At 55.3% G+C, this 18,723-nt stretch carries 18 protein-coding genes; 10 read left to right on the top strand and 8 right to left on the bottom strand.

Annotated features, from left to right (window positions below):
* Positions 1-2: 2 nt before the first annotated feature.
* Positions 3-317 carry a DUF1476 domain-containing protein gene (locus MWU61_RS13130; RefSeq protein WP_247128835.1) on the bottom strand — a complete coding sequence of 105 codons (315 nt, stop codon included), beginning with the start codon at positions 315-317 and terminating at the stop codon, positions 3-5.
* A 134-nt stretch (positions 318-451) separates the two neighbouring features.
* On the opposite strand from MWU61_RS13130, the gene purC reads away from it, so the two are divergent.
* The 7 genes from purC to MWU61_RS13095 all read left to right on the top strand — a co-directional run bounded on the left by purC (position 452) and on the right by MWU61_RS13095 (position 9,489).
* On the top strand, positions 452-1,216 hold the full coding sequence (gene purC / locus MWU61_RS13125; protein WP_247128834.1) for a phosphoribosylaminoimidazolesuccinocarboxamide synthase: 765 nt from the start codon (positions 452-454) through the stop codon (positions 1,214-1,216).
* Between the two features lie 52 nt (positions 1,217-1,268).
* Positions 1,269-1,499, top strand: coding sequence for a phosphoribosylformylglycinamidine synthase subunit PurS (gene purS, locus MWU61_RS13120; protein ID WP_247128833.1), 231 nt, complete (start codon positions 1,269-1,271; stop codon positions 1,497-1,499).
* Positions 1,499-2,167 carry a phosphoribosylformylglycinamidine synthase subunit PurQ gene (gene purQ / locus MWU61_RS13115; protein ID WP_247128832.1) on the top strand — a complete coding sequence of 223 codons (669 nt, stop codon included), beginning with the start codon at positions 1,499-1,501 and terminating at the stop codon, positions 2,165-2,167. The genes purS and purQ overlap by 1 nt, the downstream gene beginning before the upstream one ends.
* 48 nt (positions 2,168-2,215) lie before the next feature.
* Complete coding sequence (locus tag MWU61_RS13110; protein WP_247129008.1) at positions 2,216-3,970, top strand: ATP-binding protein; 1,755 nt, start codon at positions 2,216-2,218, stop codon at positions 3,968-3,970.
* A gap of 11 nt (positions 3,971-3,981) precedes the next feature.
* Positions 3,982-5,319 (top strand): sigma-54 dependent transcriptional regulator, encoded by a 1,338-nt coding sequence (locus MWU61_RS13105; RefSeq protein ID WP_247128831.1) that lies wholly within the window; start codon positions 3,982-3,984, stop codon positions 5,317-5,319.
* 77 nt (positions 5,320-5,396) lie between these two features.
* Positions 5,397-6,146 carry a hypothetical protein gene (locus tag MWU61_RS13100; RefSeq protein ID WP_247128830.1) on the top strand — a complete coding sequence of 250 codons (750 nt, stop codon included), beginning with the start codon at positions 5,397-5,399 and terminating at the stop codon, positions 6,144-6,146.
* Positions 6,147-6,579: 433 nt separating this feature from the next.
* The gene (locus tag MWU61_RS13095) at positions 6,580-9,489 is read left to right on the top strand and encodes a ribonuclease E/G (protein ID WP_247128829.1); all 2,910 of its coding nucleotides are present in this window, start codon (positions 6,580-6,582) and stop codon (positions 9,487-9,489) included.
* Positions 9,490-9,656: 167 nt separating this feature from the next.
* Here MWU61_RS13095 and MWU61_RS13090 read toward each other — a convergent pair whose 3' ends face one another.
* On the bottom strand, positions 9,657-9,887 hold the full coding sequence (locus MWU61_RS13090; protein WP_247129007.1) for a sulfurtransferase TusA family protein: 231 nt from the start codon (positions 9,885-9,887) through the stop codon (positions 9,657-9,659).
* 109 nt (positions 9,888-9,996) lie between these two features.
* On the opposite strand from MWU61_RS13090, the gene MWU61_RS13085 reads away from it, so the two are divergent.
* From MWU61_RS13085 to MWU61_RS13075, 3 genes are all read left to right on the top strand, one after another.
* On the top strand, positions 9,997-10,752 hold the full coding sequence (locus MWU61_RS13085) for a cytochrome c biogenesis protein CcdA (protein ID WP_247128828.1): 756 nt from the start codon (positions 9,997-9,999) through the stop codon (positions 10,750-10,752).
* A 67-nt stretch (positions 10,753-10,819) separates the two neighbouring features.
* Positions 10,820-12,091 (top strand): hypothetical protein, encoded by a 1,272-nt coding sequence (locus tag MWU61_RS13080; RefSeq protein WP_247128827.1) that lies wholly within the window; start codon positions 10,820-10,822, stop codon positions 12,089-12,091.
* A complete protein-coding gene (locus MWU61_RS13075) occupies positions 12,088-13,440 on the top strand; it encodes a cytochrome P450 (RefSeq protein ID WP_247128826.1) in 1,353 nt (450 codons plus the stop codon). The genes MWU61_RS13080 and MWU61_RS13075 overlap by 4 nt, the downstream gene beginning before the upstream one ends.
* Positions 13,441-13,901: 461 nt before the next feature.
* Here the strand turns inward: MWU61_RS13075 and MWU61_RS13070 are convergent, their stop codons facing one another.
* The 6 genes from MWU61_RS13070 to MWU61_RS13045 form a co-directional block, all read right to left on the bottom strand.
* Positions 13,902-14,138, bottom strand: coding sequence for a ribbon-helix-helix domain-containing protein (locus MWU61_RS13070; protein WP_247128825.1), 237 nt, complete (start codon positions 14,136-14,138; stop codon positions 13,902-13,904).
* The gene (locus tag MWU61_RS13065; protein WP_247128824.1) at positions 14,131-14,310 is read right to left on the bottom strand and encodes a DUF4169 family protein; all 180 of its coding nucleotides are present in this window, start codon (positions 14,308-14,310) and stop codon (positions 14,131-14,133) included. Before MWU61_RS13065 ends, MWU61_RS13070 begins: the two co-directional genes overlap by 8 nt.
* Before the next feature lie 75 nt (positions 14,311-14,385).
* Complete coding sequence (gene fumC, locus MWU61_RS13060; RefSeq protein ID WP_247128823.1) at positions 14,386-15,777, bottom strand: class II fumarate hydratase; 1,392 nt, start codon at positions 15,775-15,777, stop codon at positions 14,386-14,388.
* Positions 15,778-15,856: 79 nt separating this feature from the next.
* Complete coding sequence (locus tag MWU61_RS13055) at positions 15,857-16,330, bottom strand: ClpXP protease specificity-enhancing factor SspB (RefSeq protein ID WP_247129006.1); 474 nt, start codon at positions 16,328-16,330, stop codon at positions 15,857-15,859.
* Between the two features lie 128 nt (positions 16,331-16,458).
* Positions 16,459-17,706 (bottom strand): chromate efflux transporter, encoded by a 1,248-nt coding sequence (gene chrA, locus MWU61_RS13050; protein ID WP_247128822.1) that lies wholly within the window; start codon positions 17,704-17,706, stop codon positions 16,459-16,461.
* A complete protein-coding gene (locus tag MWU61_RS13045) occupies positions 17,703-18,506 on the bottom strand; it encodes a chromate resistance protein ChrB domain-containing protein (protein ID WP_247128821.1) in 804 nt (267 codons plus the stop codon). The genes chrA and MWU61_RS13045 overlap by 4 nt, the downstream gene beginning before the upstream one ends.
* Positions 18,507-18,723 lie beyond the last annotated feature (217 nt).

Here is an 18,723-nt window from a genome sequence, read left to right as displayed (position 1 = left end):
TCTTAAACTTCGTCAACAAGCTGGGCTTTGGCTTCTGCCATCAGCTCTTCCATTTTGGCGCGGATTGTCGCTTCGTCGGCTTTGTCGCCGAGATCGCCGGATACTTTGCGGAAGACGTCTTCGTGGCCGGCTTCTTCAAAATCGGACTTCACGACTTCGCTGGCATATGCTGCCGCGTCGTCACCGTCTTTGCCCAGCAAACCTGCGGCCCAAAGCCCGAGCAGTTTGTTGCGACGTGCATCCGCTTTGAACTGCATTTCTGCGTCATGTGCGAATTTGTTTTCAAATGCGTTTTCGCGGTCTTTCATGCTGGACATTGGTGTCCCTCCGAGTGGTTCGAATTACGTTATCTATGATATGACGTCAGGTAGGCTTGCTCGCAAGGGGGGCTTGGCTTATGAGGCGCGCTATGACGCACCCTGCTGCGGGGTGTGACTTGAGGATATTCGGCATGGCACGTCGCAAACTGGTTTACGAAGGCAAAGCAAAAATTCTGTACGAAGGCCCAGAGCCGGGCACGTATGTTCAGTATTTTAAGGACGATGCCACCGCTTTTAATGCTGAAAAGAAAGCCGTAATCGAAGGTAAAGGCGTGTTAAATAACCGCCTTTCCGAATATTTTATGAACGGGTTGACCCAGATCGGCGTCCCCACACATTTTATCAAACGCCTGAATATGCGCGAACAATTGATCCGCCAGGTTGAGGTCATTCCTTTGGAAGTCATCGTGCGCAACTTTGCCGCAGGGTCCATGGCCAAGCGTCTGGGTCTGCAAGAAGGCATGGCGTTGCCGCGTCCGATTGTCGAATTTTCCTACAAAGACGATTCTCTTGGTGATCCGCTGGTCCCTGAAGAATACATCGCGGCCTTTGGTTGGGCATCTCAGCAAGAGATGGACGATATCGTAAGCATGGCGCTGCGCGTCAATGATTTCCTTTCCGGTACGATGTACGGTGTTGGGATCAAGCTGATCGACTTCAAAATCGAAATCGGTCGTGTCTTTGACAGTGAATTCCCCCGCTTAGTTGTCGCCGACGAGATCAGCCCTGATAGCTGCCGTCTGTGGGACATCGAGAGCGGTCAGAAGCTGGACAAGGACGTGTTCCGTCAGGATCTGGGCGATTTGGCCGATGCTTACACTGAAGTTGCCAAGCGTTTGGGCGTTTTGCCATCCAACGTGACCCACGCCCCAACAAAACCGACACTCATCAACTGAAACGGCCCTGCCGTTTGAGCTGATATAGACAGATGAAATAAAGGACCCGCCCATGAAAGCCCGTGTACATGTGATGTTGAAAAACGGTGTTTTGGACCCGCAGGGGGCTGCTGTGAAGCACGCGCTTGGTGCGTTGGGTTTTGCAGGTGTCGAAGATGTCCGTCAGGGCAAAGTGATCGAGCTGGAACTGGCGGATGGCACATCAGAGGCTACAATCGGCGAGATGTGTGAAAAGCTGCTCGCGAACACTGTGATCGAAAGCTACCGCGTCGAGGTGCTCTGATGCGCGCCGCCGTTATTGTTTTTCCGGGGTCTAACTGCGATCGGGATATGGCTGTCGCTTTGAAAGCGGCGGGCGCGGACGTCAGCATGGTGTGGCACAAAGATGCCGCCTTGCCTGACGGTGTGGATCTTGTCGCTGTACCTGGTGGGTTTTCGTTTGGCGATTACCTGCGCTGTGGCGCGATTGCCGCCCAAAGCCCTGTGTCCCAAGCCATCGTGAAACACGTTGAACGCGGCGGTTATGCCCTTGGCGTCTGTAACGGGTTTCAGGTTCTGACAGAAACGGGTTTGTTGCCGGGTGCTTTGATGCGCAATGCCGGACTGAAGTTTCTGTGCAAGACCGTTGGCCTTCAGGTCGCGACTTCAAATTCCGCTTTCACCGAAGGCTATGCCGCGGGCGATGTCGTTGATTATCCAATCGCGCATCACGACGGCAACTACACAACGGACCCAGAAACGCTGGCTGCACTGAAAGACCAAGACCGGATTGCGTTCACTTATGCGCAGAACCCGAATGGGTCACTTGCCGACATAGCGGGCGTCTTGTCCGAGAACCGTCGCGTGCTGGGCATGATGCCGCATCCTGAACGTGCCGTTGATGCCGCACACGGTGGCACGGACGGTAAAGCGTTGTTCACGGGGCTGCTTGGGCAATTGACCGCCGCGTGAAGCGACGGTTGCTTGTGAGACGGTATGGCTCGGCCTAGACTGGCGTTCATGACGCAAGCTGCTGCCGCACCCAAGACAAAAAGATCTGACCGCTGGTTCTTCCGCATTGCCGTTGTCGGCGTGTGTTTACTGGCCGTCGTGGTCATTACGGTCACGAACAGTCTGTTGACCCAACGCTTCACGGCGAGCACAAACACGCGCGCCGAAGTCCGGTTGACCCTATACGTCGCCAGTTTGATGAGCGAGCTGCAGCGCAATTCTATCGTGCCGCAGCTTTTGGCGCGTGATCCAGAGCTGACGACAGCCTTGCAAGATCGCAATTATTCCTTGTCCACCCAACGCCTGTTGTCGTTTGTTGACGAAATCGGTGCGGCGTCTTTGATGCTGTTGGACCGCGATGGCCGCACGGTTGCGGCGACGGATCGCAATAAAATCGCAGAAATCCACAAAACAGAGCCGTATTTTGTGAATGCCCTGCGCAGCAATACAACCACCTTTACCGTCACAGAACGTGACGAAGGCGGGTACATTTTTGTCTATTCCCGCAAAGTCGAAGCGGCTGGTACCGTTTTGGGCGTGATCACGGTTGAGGTCGACATGGCCAAGCTGGAACGCGGTTGGGCAGGGGTGTCTGACGCTGTTTTTGTGACCACCAGTCAGGGCGAGATTATCCTTGCGACAGAACCCCGTTGGCGTGGTTTGCAAGAAACGGATGCATTGGCGCGTCAATCGGCCCCGTCCGCGATCCAGCGTGCGTTACAAGCGACCCAAGATTGGGCTGATCCGCCGATTGATATCTATTTGGGTGGCGAGGCCGTTCTGCGCCGCGAAATTCGCGTGCCGTTCCAAGGTTGGCGGATGGTCAGTTTCACAACTTACAGTTCGGTCCGCGAAAAGGTGAACGGTGTTCTGGCGCTCGAAGTCATGGGATTCGCGATCCTGTTGGCGCTGATGTTCTGGTTGTCGAACCGCCAGACGACATCACGGCTGATCTTTTTCCAACGCGAGTCGGCAGAGTTGCGCGCACTGAACGCAAGGCTACAGCGGGAAATTGCCGAACGCGAAAAGGTCGAAAAGACGCTGGAAGTGGCGGAACAAACGCTCGCGCAATCGTCGAAATTGGCGGCTTTGGGCGAGATGTCGGCGGCTGTGTCGCACGAGTTGAACCAACCGCTGGCTGCGATGAAGACGTACCTCGCAGGTGCCCGTCTTTTGCTGCAACGCAAACGCCCCGATGAGGCGCTGTCATCCTTCCAGCGGATCGACGATTTGATCGACCGGATGGGTGCGATCACGCGTCAGTTGAAATCCTACGCCCGCAAAGGGGCCGATGCCTTTGAACCCGTTGATACAAGGGCTGCAGTGTCGTCTGCGCTTGCGATGATGGAACCGCAATTGAAAACCCGCGACGTCGATATCACCCGCACTTTGCCGTCTGAACCGGTGATGATCATGGGCGACAGGCTGCGTCTGGAGCAGGTGATTATTAACTTGCTCCGCAACGCGCTGGACGCCACCAAATTGTCCGATGATCCGGCGATTGAAATCATCCTTGCCGCTGGTGACACCGTCAGTTTGACGGTCCGCGACAACGGGCAGGGGATTGATGACTTGGATGAATTGTTCGAGCCATTCTACACCACAAAAGAGCCGGGTGACGGTGTGGGCTTGGGGCTTGCGATCTCTTCCGGGATCGTAAACGACCTAGGTGGACGGCTGACTGCGCGCAATGCAGTGGCCGGGGGGGCTGTTTTTGAGGTGCAGCTTCCTATCTATAAAGAACACGTTGCTGCGGCAGAATAAGGAATGATCCGATGAACAAGGCTATGAAGATTGCCATTGTGGATGATGAAAAAGATATGCGGCAGTCGATTTCCCAGTGGCTTGCGCTATCTGGCTTCGACACCGAAACATACGCCAGCGCCGAAGATGCGCTGAAAGGCCTGTCGCCTGATTTCCCGGGGATTGTTGTCAGTGACATCAAGATGCCTGGCATGGACGGGATGCAGTTTCTGAAGAAGCTGAAGGGCGTCGATAGCAGTTTGCCTGTGATCATGATCACAGGTCACGGCGACGTTCCGATGGCTGTTGAGGCGATGCGCGTCGGTGCGTTTGATTTCTTGGAGAAGCCGTTCAACCCTGATCGGATGACGGAATTGGCAAAACGGGCCACGACTGCACGCCGATTGACTTTGGATAACCGTGCGCTGCGCCGCGAATTGTCTGATGGGACCGCGATTATCAAGAAACTGATTGGTCAGTCGCCTGTGATGGAACGTTTGAAAGAAGACATTCTTGATCTGGGCCAAGCCGACGGCCACGTGTTGATCGAAGGTGAGACGGGGACGGGGAAAACGCTGGTTGCCCATGCCCTGCACGCTGTTGGTGCGCGTGCGTCCAAGACGTTTAGCCTGATTTCATGTTCTGCCTTTGACGAAGACAGTCTTGGCCGCCGACTATTTGGTCCTGCCGATGAAGGCGAACCGATCCCCGCGATTGAAGCCGCCCGTGGTGGCACATTGGTGCTGGAAGACGTTGAAGCGTTGTCGGACAAACTGCAGGCACGTCTTTTGACTGCCATTAACGAGCAGGGGACGCCTGCCGAAACGCGCATTGTCGCGATTTGTAATCTGCAAGAGCAGGACAAGACCTGCGAAAGCGTTCTGCGGCCTGATTTGTTCTATCGCCTTGCTGCCCTGCGGATCACAGTCCCACCACTGCGCCAGCGCGGCGAAGATATTCTGACGTTGTTCACACGTTTGGGCGAACAGTTTGCTGATGAATACGGCTGTGACGCGCCAGAGGTGACAGCACAAGAAGCCGCACAGCTATTGCAGGCCCCTTGGCCGGGCAATGTGCGTCAGTTGATCAACGTGGCAGAACGGGCCGTGTTGCAGAACCGTCGTGGATCCGGATCAATTGCTTCGCTTCTTATGTCGGACACCGAAGAAATGAAGCCGGTGATGACGACTGAAGGCAAGCCGCTGAAAGAGTTTGTCGAAGCGTTCGAGCGGATGCTGATCGACAACACGATGCGTCGCCATAAGGGGTCTATCGTCGCGGTGATGGACGAGCTCTGTCTGCCGCGCCGGACGTTGAACGAAAAAATGGCGAAATACGGGCTGCAACGGTCGGATTATCTGGCTGCGTAAGTTCCTTAGACGTTTGAAGTCTCTTCACACCTGTCGTAGCTTGTGCCGCGACAGGTGTTTCTATTCTGAGGTGTGTGATGCGGAAAGTTGTGAGTTTGATTGCGTTGGCGGCTCTTACAGCCTGTGGGGGGACTGGCAGTGGTCGCGCTTATCTGGGCGGCATCATTGAGGAAGCTGACATCAACGGCAACTTTGTCGGCGTACCACCTGAAGATGTGCAGATCGTGCGCGACGGCGCCAACGCTGTGGCGTTTGGTTTTTCGCGCGGTCTGGATGCGACCGTCGTTGGCAATTCTTACCAAGCATCTTCCGGGGACACGGGCAACTTCGGCGTTGCAGGTATCGTGCCGGGATACCACGTCGGCGAACCGATTTTGTCCGGATCGGCATCCTTAACGGGTGACTATGCCTTCACAAAGATCACTGGGTACGAAGATACGTCCAACGCCGCGAATTGGACCGAAGAGGAATTTGCGGGTTCCATGACGGCAACAATCACTTTTGACCGTGAAGAGGCGGATATTTCCGATCCGGAAGACCCTAGCACGGCTGGTGACGTTGATATTTACCAAAACGACATGATCCTCACTGGGGAATCTTTCGATGGACGCTTTGTGGTCGAAGAATCGCGCATTTATGATTTGCTGAACCAACGTGATCTGTCTGCGCCATCCGTTGTCTCAGACCTAAACATCACAGTCGATGGGCAGGCACTATCCCCGCGTAACGAAGTCGTCGCAGGCCAACGCGGAGTGGTCGCCGCATTTGCCGGATCACAAGATAATACAATCATAACGGGTGGCTTCGTTTTGGGGCGCGACAACTGATCCGCCTCATTTATCTTGCGGATTAACATGCGATTTCGGTCATCTACGTCGATCTACACTTGTTTTCGGACATGTAAGTGACCTATGTATGGAGGACGGGAGTGCCACGAGAAGGATCGTTGTGACCCCGGTGAGATTCTCTGACAGCGTCGCGCGGCGAATACGCCCCCCGAATGATGATCAGCTGATTTGGCGGAAACGCCATATATAACGCCTAGGGCGAGAGATCACATCAACCGCTAGGCCTTGAATGGGTGTCGCGAAACCGCGACGCTGGAGACCAACGCGATGCAAAGCGCGCCAGATACAGGCTACGACGCACGCGCCCCGAGGGGCCGCGACGACGCCTATGCGCACATCGCCAACATCAGACACATCACAGGCGCGTCTGCCCCACCGGGGCGGCGTGATTTGTCGTGTGCGAACGGACAATATGCCAAAGAAAATGCTAATCGATGCAACACACGCGGAAGAAACCCGCGTTGTTGTCGTAGACGGAAACAAAGTAGAGGAGTTTGATTTCGAGAGCCAGTTCAAGCGTCAGCTTGCTGGGAACATCTATCTAGCCAAAGTGACACGGGTTGAGCCGTCGTTGCAGGCTGCTTTTGTTGACTACGGTGGGAACCGTCACGGTTTCCTCGCGTTCTCTGAAATCCACCCTGACTATTACCAAATCCCTGTAGCTGATCGCGAAGCACTGCTTGCGGAAGAAAAAGCCTATGCCGAAAGCCTGAAGGCCGAAGCAGAAGCGCAGGACGAAGAAAAGCCGAAACCAAAACGCCGCCGCCGTAGTCGCGCAAAGGCATCCGAAACTGTATCTGATGATGCAGTGGCAACGGCCGAAGTTGCGTCAGACGATTCGTCTAACGATTCTGGCGCAGAAGTCGCTGGCATGGAAACCATTGATCTGGAGGAAGGCGACGAAGGGTCGTCTCCGATGGAATTGGTCGCGGAAACGCCTGTCGAAACGCCGTCTGCTGATGAAGACGCTTCGGATGACGCAGCGACTGGTGACGCGGACGCAGTAGTAGCGTTGGAAGATACACCAGCAGAAACTGTTGAAGAGGCCGCGGATGACGCATCCTCTGACGATGAAGATGACGCGCCGAAAGGCAAAGACGCTACGTCCAAAGACGACAGCATCGAAAGCGTCGCTGAGGAAGACGACACCGACGAAGTTCGTCCTGTGCGCAAACCACGTCCAAAGCGTTACAAAATCCAGGAAGTGGTGAAAGTACGCCAAATCTTGTTGATCCAAGTCGTGAAAGAAGAACGCGGCAACAAGGGCGCTGCCCTGACAACTTACCTGTCATTGGCGGGTCGCTACTGCGTTCTGATGCCAAACACCGCCCGTGGCGGTGGCATTTCGCGCAAGATCACAAACGCTGCCGACCGTAAGAAGCTGAAAGAAATCGCAAATTCTATGACTGTCCCTGATGGGGCAGGTTTGATCATCCGAACTGCGGGGTCCCAGCGGACCAAGGCCGAGATCAAGCGTGACTACGAATACCTGCAGCGTATGTGGGAACAGATCCGCGAACTGACGATGAAATCTATCGCCCCTGCGAAGATCTACGAAGAAGGCGATCTGATCAAACGGTCGATCCGCGATCTGTATAACAAAGACATCGACGAAGTGATCGTCGCGGGCGACGAAGGCTACAAAACAGCCAAGACGTTCATGAAAATGATCATGCCGTCCCACGCCAAGAACGTGAAGCATTACGGTGAACAATTGCCGCTGTATGCGCGTTATCAGGTCGAAACTTACCTCGGTGGTATGTTCAATCCGACGGTTCAACTGCCATCTGGCGGTTACATCGTGATCGGGATCACTGAGGCGCTGGTTGCGATCGACGTGAACTCTGGCCGTGCGACCAAAGAAGGCTCGATCGAGCAAACAGCGTTAAAGACCAACCTTGAAGCGGCCGACGAAGTGGCCCGTCAATTGCGTCTGCGTGACCTTGCTGGTCTGATCGTGATCGACTTCATCGACATGGATGAACGCCGCAACAACATCGCCGTTGAAAAGCGGATGAAGGACAAGTTGAAGACGGATCGCGCCCGTATTCAGGTCGGTCGGATTTCCGGCTTTGGTCTGATGGAAATGTCGCGTCAGCGTCTGCGTCCGGGTATGCTGGAAGCGACAACTCAGATGTGTTCGCATTGTCACGGGACAGGTCTGCTGCGGTCTGACGACAACGTATCGCTGTCGATCCTGCGTGCCTTGGAAGAAGAAGGCACACGCGGTCGGTCGAAAGAAGTTCTGGTGCGTGCGCCTATCGCCATCGCCAACTTCTTGATGAACGGCAAGCGCGAACATATCGGCGATATCGAAGCCCGCCACGGCATGTCCGTGCGGATCGAATGCGATATGTCACTGACATCGCCCGACTTCGCCATTGAGAAGTTCAAGACAGCCACACGTGTTGTGCCTGAGGCCGCACCAGTGGTCGGATCATCCGTGATCATGGACGACGATGACGATCTTGAATTGCTCGGCATGACCGACGAGGACGAAACAGAGGTCACCGCAGAGGCAGAGACTGAAGCGTCGACTGAGGATCAACCAAAACGCAAACGGCGTCGGCGTCGTCGGCGTCGGGGTGGCGGCGGAAACGCAGACGGCCAGAACGGCGAGACGCAAAACGCTGAAGGCCAAACCGAAGGTGCAATCGACGGAGAGTCCAAGCCTGCGGATGCGCCATCGCAAGACGCTGAAACGGCAAGCAGCGATACTGCTGAAGCGCCTGCGGCTGAGGGTGACGCAGAGGTAAAAGAGAAACCGAAGCGGACACGTACGCGTAGGTCGCGTAAGAAGGCTGAAGAACCGGTTGCGGCAGACGCACCAGCGGCAGAAGAAACTGCTGCGGCGGAAGATGCGCCAGCCGAGGTTGCGACGACTGAGGTTGCGACGACTGAGGCGGCGTCAGCTGAAGAGCCGGCTGCGGAAGAAAAGCCAAAGCCAAAACGTCGGAGCCGTGCAAAGAAAGCGGCACCAGTGGCGGAAGAGGCCGCGACCGAAGAGGTGGCAGCAACTGAAGAAGCGCCAGCCGCTGAAGAAAAGCCAAAACCGAAGCGGCGGTCACGGGCGAAGAAACCTGCGGCGGCAGTTGCGGAAGAAGCGCCAGCTGCTGAGGCACCAGTTGTTTCGGACGAAGCACCTGCGACTGAAGCGCCAAGGGCTGAAGCCCCCGCCGAGCCAGCAGCGGCTGAACCCGCGCCTGCGCCAGAGCCCTCACCGGAACCGGCACCTGAGCCAACGCCAGAGCCGGTTGCTGAGACCAAGGCGGATGAGCCCGAAAAACCAAAGCGTAAAGGCTGGTGGTCATTGGGCCGCTAAGACATAGAAAAGGGCCGTCGCATCATGCGGCGGCCCTTTTTCTTTATGTGAACGGTCGCTGAATATGCAAATTTCTAGAAAGCACCGCAGCCCGCCCGTGATCTGCTAATGCCCGAATCGATCCGCTTAAAGCTGCGCTGCGGCCTTCGGTTTTTCAGGGGAAATCGTCACTTGCGCCGAATGATGAACGTCAGCACGCCGTCGGTATCGTTTTGATCAAGCAGGGTATGACCCGTCTCAGCGCAGAAGTGCGGTACATCTATGACTGCAGCAGGGTCGTCCGCGACCATTTCCAGAACAGCGCCAGAGGCCATACCAGACAGGCGTTTGCGGGCTTTCAGGACCGGCAGCGGACATAGCAATCCGAGCGCATCAAGAGTGTGATCAGGTGTTGTCATATCAGGGAGGTAGGGCCGATGTTTCAAAGAGTCCACAGACTTGTGACGAACCGCGTCGTGACGCCGCCGCATTCCGCGCGTAGGGAAGGGGTAAGGAGACCCAATTCTAATGCTCGAAGCTGATCTGATCCTAGACGCCACACTTTTGCCTGCGATTATCATTGCGATGTCTGCGGGCTTGTTGTCGTTTTTATCACCCTGCGTTTTGCCAATCGTGCCGCCATATCTGGCCTACATGGGCGGCGTGTCGATGGGCGAGATGGACGAAGATCGCGCGGCGCGGCGGCGGGTTCTGTTAGCGGCCGCATTTTTCGTTTTGGGGCTTTCGACCGTTTTCCTGCTGCTTGGTTTCGCGTTTTCCGCGCTCGGGCGCACGTTCCTGCAATTCCAAGACTGGTTCTTGTTGATCGCGGGTATCGTTGTGATGATTTTCGGGGCGCATTTTGTTGGCGTCTTCCGGATTGGCTTTCTTGATCGCGAGGCCCGCGTGGATATTGGCGACAAGGGTGGATCTGCCATGGGCGCCTACATTCTTGGTCTCGCCTTCGCGTTCGGCTGGACACCGTGTCTGGGGCCGATCCTTGGCACCATTCTTGGGCTAGCTGCGTCGGAGGCGGATGTTGCCCGTGGCACGGTTCTGCTGGCTTTCTATGCGCTTGGTCTTGGGATTCCATTCCTGCTGGTTGCTGCGTTTTTCCCGCGTCTGAAAGGCGTGATGGGCTGGATGAAGCGCCATATGGGCCGGATCGAGCGGACGTCTGGCCTATTATTGTGGACGGTTGGTCTGATGTTGATCACGGGTCAATTCGCTGCGATGAGCTATTGGATGCTGGAAGCTTTCCCTGCCTTAGCCAACTTCGGCTAAAAGGCTTATTATCGGCACAGTTTCCGGTTATGCTGTCGAAAACGCCGCGCAGCATATCAGGCAGCACATGACGAGTACCACAGGTTCACAACAGGTTCAGCGCCGCCGGGTGTTTTACATTCCTGGCTATGATCCTATTCATCCGCGCCGATACCGCGAACTTTACCGCAAAGAAGGAGCCGCGCAGGCTCGGATTTCCGGCTATGACATAGGCATTACACCAAAGCTGAAATCGAAAACCTTCGGGTGGCATGCTGAGGCCGAGATTGACGGTCAAAAAACGTCTGCCGACATTGATGTGCTAATTTGGTCCGACATTGTGCGGGACAGCATGTCGAACACGATCCCCGCGACCTACTGGCAGCTCATCCGGACCGCGTGGACCTACATCGCAACGGGCGCGTTAGGCCGTTTGATGAAGATGCGGAAGGGGCCCGTGATTGCGGCGCTGTATCCGGTTGGGATGTTGGTTTTGCAGCTTTTGCTGGCAGTCGTCGTAGCACTTTGGGTGCGTTTCGTTTGCGGCCGTATCTTGGGCGTCTTGGCATTTCAGGGATTGGGATTTGCGCCGAGTCCAACTCTCTCGATCTCTTTTTTCATTACGAGTTGGGTGGTTGGGATTTGGATCGGGCTGAAGGTGCTTAAATGGTTTAAAGCGAAAGACGGCAAATTTTTCGCCTATTACCTGATGCATGATTATTCCTACTCGGCGAAATGGCGGGGTGCGAATCCGGCACCACTTGAAGCCCGTATTGCGGCGTTTGGCGATCAAATCGCTGCAGCCTTTGACGAGGACGTGGAGGAAGTCCTTGTTGTCGGCCATTCATCCGGCGCGCATCTAAGCGTTTCGATCCTTGCCGATTTGATCCGCGCGGGCAGGGTGCCTTTGGATGGTCCTCGGTTAGCGTTTCTGTCGCTGGGGCAAGTTGTCCCAATGGTGTCGTTCTTGCCAGAAGCCAAACGCCTACGCGCTGATTTGGCCTATCTCAGCGCCAAAGACCGGCTGACGTGGGTCGATGTGACCGCACCCGGTGATGGTTGCGCCTTTGCATTGTGCGACCCTGTGGCCGTGTCAGGTGTGGCACCGGCGGATAAGAAATGGCCGCTGGTGGTCTCTGCGGCCTTTACCCAAACCCTGAAGCCCGAGACATGGAAAGCGCTGCGGTGGCGCTTTTTCCGGCTGCATTTCCAGTATCTGTGCGCTTTCGACAATCCGGGCGATTACGATTATTTCCAGATCACTTGCGGGCCAATGACCTTGGCTGATCGCTACAAAGATCGCGCAGCATCCAAGAGCCGGATCGAGACGCCTTTGTCAAAATACACAAGCACATCATGACCTTGCCGCCCAAACCTAATTCTCGGCCTGATCGTGTGTCGCTGTGGCAGTATATGAAGCTGTTCCGCGCCGATATTCTGTCGGCGCAGCCTGCAAAGCTTTATCGTGCATGGATGGCTGAGTTTAAGACGCCGTTCTTTCGCAGTTATCTGATCAATGATCATAGCTTGATCAAACGCGTCCTGAACGAACGGCCGGATGATTTTCCGAAGTCGGATCGCATTGGTGCTGGTTTGCGGCCGTTGCTTGGCAATTCGGTATTTTTGACAAATGGTGACGTTTGGAAACGGCAGCGGCGGATCATTGATCCCGCGTTTGAAGGTGGACGGCTGCGAGATACGTTTCCGGCGATCTGGGCGGCAGGGGAAGCCGCTGTTGCGCGGATGGCGCCACATGCCACGAATACGCCGTTTGAAATTGAGCCGGAAACAAGTCACGCCGCCGCGGATGTCATTTTTCGAACCTTGTTTTCGATCCCGATTGAAAACGAGATCGCGTCAGAGGTGTTCGATAAGTTCAAATCGTATCAGCGCACCCAACCGATTTTAAATCTCGCAGCCTTTGTTCCGGGGCCGTCGTGGATGCCGCGGTTCTTCCGGAAGGACACCAAAGAGTCTGCAACGGCCATTCGAAAATTGATCACGCAACTGACCCAAGATCGATTGGATGACATTCAAAGCGGCAATGTACCTGATGATTTAGCGACAAAAATCATGACTACTGCCGATCCCGAAACGGGTGAAAAATTTGATGTCGAAGAAATGGTGGATCAGGTTGCGATCTTCTTTCTGGCAGGACATGAAACCAGCGCATCTGCCTTGGCATGGACACTTTATCTGTTGGCGATGTATCCCGAATGGCAGGATAAGATCGCCGACGAAGCCGCTGAAATGTCACCGGAATTTTCGCAGCTTTCAACTTTAAAACATACGCGGGACGTGTTTCGCGAAGCGCTTCGCCTGTATCCACCGGTGCCAATGATGGTCCGCGAGACAACAAGGCCCGAAACGTTCCGTGGGCGGTCCGTGAAACCGGGTGCGCAGGTTGTTGTGTCACCGTGGCATCTGCATCGCCAATCGCGGCTTTGGGACAATCCGGATGCATTCGATCCGGCGCGATGGGGGACCGAAAACGGAAAATCCTGCCAAAGAGAGGCCTATTTGCCGTTCTCGGCTGGCCCCCGTGTGTGCACAGGAGCCGGTTTTGCGATGATCGAGGGCGTTGTGTTGCTCGCGCAATTGGTACGTGCGTACCGGTTTGAAATCGTCGAAGGACGTGTTCCCGTGCCCGTAGCACATTTGACAGTCCGTTCGAAGGACGGAATATGGCTGCGATTCGTGCCGCGTTAAATGTGATTGTTGCTGAGGTCGTGACAATCGCGGTCAGTTTGCTATTTCGTGTCGAAAGCGCAAACTGAGCAATTTGTCTAAGATTTGCGTCAATCATACGTTATTGTTATTTAATTTCCAATACTTACGCTGATTAACCCTTTGTTAATGTGCCCGATAATAGACTGTGAAATGCGTCGAAAAGGTGCGTTTTTGTCAGAAGCGCGACACAGTGGGTGTGTTGGGATGGGTAGGAATTGAATGATGTTTGGACAGTCTTCAGAAAGCGTAATGGGAAAAATGGTTGGTTTACGGGCGCGTCTACGCGCGATTGGTGCACCTTCGGAACATACGCTGTACGTACGTAAGGCGGCTGCACCCCATAAAAGTCGGTCAGCGACCGTTCCTGCGTCTGCGCGCGATGGGCGCCGGACAAACGCCCGCCTTGAACACGACAGTGCATCACTGATCCGCAAGGGCCTTTATTCTGGGACGCGGTCCTGAACGTCCTTTAGGACAAACACACGGATCGCTGACGCAAGGCCGATATCGCCCCGCTGCGCATCAATTTCACGGGCCAAGTCGTTAATCGGCTGACCACGCCGTGCAGCGATCTGGCGAAATGCGTTCCAAAAGATATCTTCTAGTGACACGCTGGTCCGATGCCCTGCTAATGTCAGGGACCGTTTAACGGGCCGACCTGTGAGTACGTCATTCATCATCGAATTTTAGCGCATCTAACCGCGCAGAGGCTTGTTTTGATTGGGTAACCTCAAGCAAGCGTTGTGCTTTGCTTTGCCCGAACTTCACGGAATTCGCGTCGGCGCGCAGTTTCTTTTCGGTGCGCGCTTTGTCTTTACGGACCTTGTTGAGGTTAATCGGCGTTGTCATGGTGTCTCTGTCATAAATGAAAAACGCGCGCCTTGATAGCAGGGCGCGCGCTTGAAAACTTATATTGGAAGGTGCTTACTTTGGCCCGATCATATCCTCGGGGCGCACAACCTTTTCAAAGGTTTCTTCGTCCACAAAGCCAAGCTTAATCGCTTCTTCTTTCAGTGTCGTACCGTTCTTGTGCGCCGTCTTCGCGACAGTCGTTGCGTTGTCGTAGCCGATGGTTGGTGCAAGTGCTGTGACAAGCATCAGTGATTCACGCATCAGTTTTTCGATGCGGTCTTCGTTGGCTTTGATGCCAGATACGCAGTTGTCAGTGAAGGCAGAGGATGCGTCACCGATAAGTTGCATAGATTGCAACACGTTATAGGCCATCATTGGCTTCATGACATTCAGTTCAAAGTGGCCCTGTGACCCAGCAAAACCGACTGCAGCATCGTTACCCATGACGTGCGCACAGACCTGTGTGATCGCTTCGACCTGTGTTGGGTTCACTTTGCCCGGCATGATGGACGAGCCAGGTTCGTTTTCTGGCAACATCAATTCGCCGAGGCCGCAGCGCGGGCCAGAACCCAGCATGCGGATGTCGGCTGCGATTTTGTAAAGGCTGGCCGCGACAGTTTTCAACGCGCCAGACATTTCAACAAGGGCGTCGTGACCTGCAAGCGCTTCGAATTTGTTCGGTGCTGTCACGAACGGCAAACCTGTGATTGACGCCATTTCCGCCGCCACGGTTTCACCCCAACCTTTTGGCGTGTTCAGGCCGGTGCCGACGGCTGTGCCGCCTTGCGCAAGTTCGTAGATCGCGGGAAGGGCGGCTTTGATGCGGCGGATGCCCATCGCCACTTGATGAACGTAGCCGGAAAATTCCTGACCCAATGTCAGCGGTGTCGCGTCCATTGTGTGGGTCCGACCGATCTTGATGATGTGGTCGAATTCTTGCTGTTTCTGCTCCAACGCCGCGTGCAGTTTCGCAAGGCCCGGCAACAATACGTCATGCGCTGTGGTCGCCACGGCGATGTGCATGGCTGTTGGGAATGTATCGTTGGACGACTGGCCCATGTTGCAGTGATCGTTCGGGTGCACGGGGTCTTTGGACCCGATTTCGCCGCCCAAGATTTCAATCGCGCGGTTTGAAATAACTTCGTTCGCGTTCATGTTCGACTGTGTGCCGGACCCTGTTTGCCAAACGACAAGCGGGAAGTGATCGTCGAGCTTGCCAGCCACGACTTCGGACGCCGCTTCGATCACCGCGTCGGCCAGTTTCGCGTCCAGCTTGCCACGTTCTTTGTTTGCGACGGCACAGGCCTGCTTGATCACGCCAAGTGCACGGACGATCGCAACGGGCTGCTTTTCCCAACCAATTGGAAAGTTCATGATGGAACGCTGTGTCTGCGCCCCCCAATACCGGTCTGCTTGGACCTCCAGTGGGCCAAAGCTGTCGGATTCAGTACGGGTGGCGGTCATGGGACGCTCCAATCGTGTAAAGTATGCGGTTGTATACCGATTAGGCCGCAATGTCGGCCGCGGCAAGTCTTCAGTTCGGTTATTTGCGGAATTGATCGAGGCTGACCACATCAGCGTCTTTGCGTTCGGACGCTTGTTCTTCCGGCTCGGGCTCTACCATTTCTTGCATAGGCGCCTCTGGGATCGTTTCGACGTTTTCAGAACCGTCGTCATCATCGTCGTCGTCTTCACTTTGGGTTTCAAACCGCAGTCCAAATTCTACGGATGGATCCACAAATGTCTGGATCGAATCGTAAGGGATATAAAGCGGTTCCGGATTTTCGCCAAAGTTCAGAGTGATGGAAAACCCTTCGTCCGTTACTTCGAGGTTGTCGAACCAATGCTGAATCACGACGGTCATTTCGCCCGGATACCGATCCGACAGCCAATCAGCGATTTCGACGTCAGGGTGCATCGTATCAAAGGTAATAAAGAAATGATGTTCGCCCGGCAGGCCGTTTTCGGCGATGTCGGACAAAACTTTTTGGATCAAGCCACGCATGGCCCGGTGCATCAGGTTTCCATAATCAATGGTGCTTGAGGCTGGTGTACGGGTCACGGGCGGCACGTCCTTCACTTCACTTAACTGACCGACAACATACGGGATTCGAAGAGGGATGAAAGGGGGCGTGCGCAAACGTGTCAGAACATCGCGAGTGTTCCACTGATTGCAGCACAGATAAACAGGACCCAAAGAAGATTGATATGTCGCCACAGCAAGAGCACCCCAGCCAGTCCGGACAAAGCGATTGCTAATGGCTGCACGGTTGTCAGGTCTGGCCAAACGCTTGTGATTGGACCTGCTGTGAAGGGTGTGACAGAGCCGAAAAAGACATGAAGCGCGAACCACACCGAAAGGTTGGCGATCACCCCCACAACCGCGGCTGTGATGCCAGCAAGCGCTGCTTTCAGGCGCGGCTGTTGTTCAAGCCAGTCGATCAGCGGCGCACCTGCAAAAATCCAGATAAAGCAGGGGACAAACGTCACCCACAATGTCAGCACACCTGCGATCAAGGCCAGTCCAGTCCCGCCAGCCTGTGCACCTGCGATCATGCCAACAAATTGCGTCACAAGTATCAGCGGCCCTGGCGTCGTTTCGGCCAGTCCCAATGCATCCATCATTTGTGGCGTTGTCAGCCAACCAAAATCGCCGACGACCGCTTGGGTCATATAGGCGAGCACCGCGTAGGCCCCGCCAAAGGTGACGACAGCGAGCCACGCAAAGAAGGCACCAATTTCAGCAAGGATAGGGTCGGCGTTTCCGATCAGGGCAAAGGGTGCGGCCCAAAGCAAACAACCGATGACAACGACTGCGAAGCTTTTGGCCCACGGGAATTTTGTACTTGGCGCCGCAACCGTATCAGCCGCCGCGGTCATAGCTCCGACAACAGCCGCGAAGACAATGACAATCGGAAAGGGAAGTGCGAAAAAGAACAGTGCGACAAAGGCAAATGCAGCCAGCCAGAGTGCTGTGCGCGATACGAGCGCGCGTTTGGATACTTTGATCAATGCTTCGATGACGATCACGACAACGGTCGCCTTCACACCCAAGAAAATCGCTTGGACGAGCGGAAGTGATCCGTAACTGCCGTACAAAAGTGCCAGCGCCATGATGACGATTGCGCCGGGTAGGACGAACAATCCACCGCCGATCAAGCCACCCAGAATGCCGCGCTTTCGCCAGCCTGCGTAGGTAGCAAGCTGCATGGCTTCGGGTCCGGGCAGCAACATGCAGAATGATAACGCTCTTAGGAATTGATCCTCGGTCAGCCAATCGCGGTCTTCGACCAGTGATTTATGCATCAAGGCAATTTGCGCGGCGGGGCCGCCGAACGACAGCAAACCTATGCGGCCAAAAACGCGGGTCAGGTCAGCGTAAGACGGGGTCATTGGTACGGCCAATCGTGTGTTTCGTCTTGGCCATCACGGGCCCAGCGGTAGAGCGCGTCATAAAGCGGCAAAGCGGCTTCTAACTGGGCCTGGTCGTCTTTGTATTGGCGGGACAGACCGACAGAAAGCGCGAGCAATCCCGCAGCTTCTGGCACAGACGTATCATCGGTATCTGCGGCGCGTATCACGCGGCTGAGACGGTCCAACGCCGGTGTGCGCAGACCAAAGTGGTCCAGCATCGCGTCAAAGGTACATTGCCCGTCGCTGTGGGTGAATTTGACATCCGGCACATCAAAGGCCATTGCGTCGAACTTTTCAGCGACCAAGGCAACTTCGGCAGGCGGGACAAAAAGAACGCGGGCGTCAGGCGCGATAAAGCGGCGGATGAGCCAAGGGCAAGCGATGCGGTCGATCTTGGGGCGATGGCGCGTGACCCACAGGTCGGTGCCCGTCAAAGCCTCAAGTGGAATGCGGGGATAATCTGTTGCCAACCACGCCAGAATACCGCCAGCCAGAACTTCGGCAGCTATGCCATGACTGCGCAAAACGGCGGCGGTGCCGTGGCTTAGTTTCTTGCCTTTCTGACAGACGACAACAACGGATTGGCCCTGCAGGGCAGGGATCATAGCCGTGATGTCTTTATGGCTGCACGATACGCTTGTCGGGATGCGATACAGGTTTTCTGCGACGTCTTCGGGAATACAGACGTCGATGATCACGGGACAATCAGGCGTCCCGATTAATCGCATCAATTGCTTGCAGGACATTTCGGTGAAGCCAGGTTTTTGGGTGTCAGCCATGAGGGCATCCTTTCTGAGATGGTCAGTGGATGCGAACCTTTGGCATCAGCCTCACGGGGCGGTCGCGATCCCCATGACCTAGGAATGGCGGTCTGGGGGCCATGGGTCAAGGCAAAATTATCGGGCGCGCAGATTGTGTTGCGCTGTCTTATTGTGGTAGTTGGCGAAACAATAATAACGACATATTGCGGTGAACAAACCAAAGTTTGGGCCGCGT

Source organism: Loktanella sp. F6476L (genome assembly GCF_023015725.1).
Classification (GTDB): domain Bacteria; phylum Pseudomonadota; class Alphaproteobacteria; order Rhodobacterales; family Rhodobacteraceae; genus Yoonia.
This window is presented reverse-complemented; position numbering and strand designations above follow the sequence as displayed.

Bases quoted from the DNA above. Each gene is read 5' to 3' on its own strand.
- MWU61_RS13130 (WP_247128835.1), bottom strand. From the start codon at position 317: ATGTCCAGCATGAAAGACCGCGAAAACGCATTTGAAAACAAATTCGCA.
- purC (WP_247128834.1), top strand. From the start codon at position 452: ATGGCACGTCGCAAACTGGTTTACGAAGGCAAAGCAAAAATTCTGTAC.
- purS (WP_247128833.1), top strand. From the start codon at position 1,269: ATGAAAGCCCGTGTACATGTGATGTTGAAAAACGGTGTTTTGGACCCG.
- purQ (WP_247128832.1), top strand. From the start codon at position 1,499: ATGCGCGCCGCCGTTATTGTTTTTCCGGGGTCTAACTGCGATCGGGAT.
- MWU61_RS13110 (WP_247129008.1), top strand. From the start codon at position 2,216: ATGACGCAAGCTGCTGCCGCACCCAAGACAAAAAGATCTGACCGCTGG.
- MWU61_RS13105 (WP_247128831.1), top strand. From the start codon at position 3,982: ATGAACAAGGCTATGAAGATTGCCATTGTGGATGATGAAAAAGATATG.
- MWU61_RS13100 (WP_247128830.1), top strand. From the start codon at position 5,397: ATGCGGAAAGTTGTGAGTTTGATTGCGTTGGCGGCTCTTACAGCCTGT.
- MWU61_RS13095 (WP_247128829.1), top strand. From the start codon at position 6,580: ATGCCAAAGAAAATGCTAATCGATGCAACACACGCGGAAGAAACCCGC.
- MWU61_RS13090 (WP_247129007.1), bottom strand. From the start codon at position 9,887: ATGACAACACCTGATCACACTCTTGATGCGCTCGGATTGCTATGTCCG.
- MWU61_RS13085 (WP_247128828.1), top strand. From the start codon at position 9,997: ATGCTCGAAGCTGATCTGATCCTAGACGCCACACTTTTGCCTGCGATT.
- MWU61_RS13080 (WP_247128827.1), top strand. From the start codon at position 10,820: ATGACGAGTACCACAGGTTCACAACAGGTTCAGCGCCGCCGGGTGTTT.
- MWU61_RS13075 (WP_247128826.1), top strand. From the start codon at position 12,088: ATGACCTTGCCGCCCAAACCTAATTCTCGGCCTGATCGTGTGTCGCTG.
- MWU61_RS13070 (WP_247128825.1), bottom strand. From the start codon at position 14,138: ATGAATGACGTACTCACAGGTCGGCCCGTTAAACGGTCCCTGACATTA.
- MWU61_RS13065 (WP_247128824.1), bottom strand. From the start codon at position 14,310: ATGACAACGCCGATTAACCTCAACAAGGTCCGTAAAGACAAAGCGCGC.
- fumC (WP_247128823.1), bottom strand. From the start codon at position 15,777: ATGACCGCCACCCGTACTGAATCCGACAGCTTTGGCCCACTGGAGGTC.
- MWU61_RS13055 (WP_247129006.1), bottom strand. From the start codon at position 16,330: ATGCACCGGGCCATGCGTGGCTTGATCCAAAAAGTTTTGTCCGACATC.
- chrA (WP_247128822.1), bottom strand. From the start codon at position 17,706: ATGACCCCGTCTTACGCTGACCTGACCCGCGTTTTTGGCCGCATAGGT.
- MWU61_RS13045 (WP_247128821.1), bottom strand. From the start codon at position 18,506: ATGGCTGACACCCAAAAACCTGGCTTCACCGAAATGTCCTGCAAGCAA.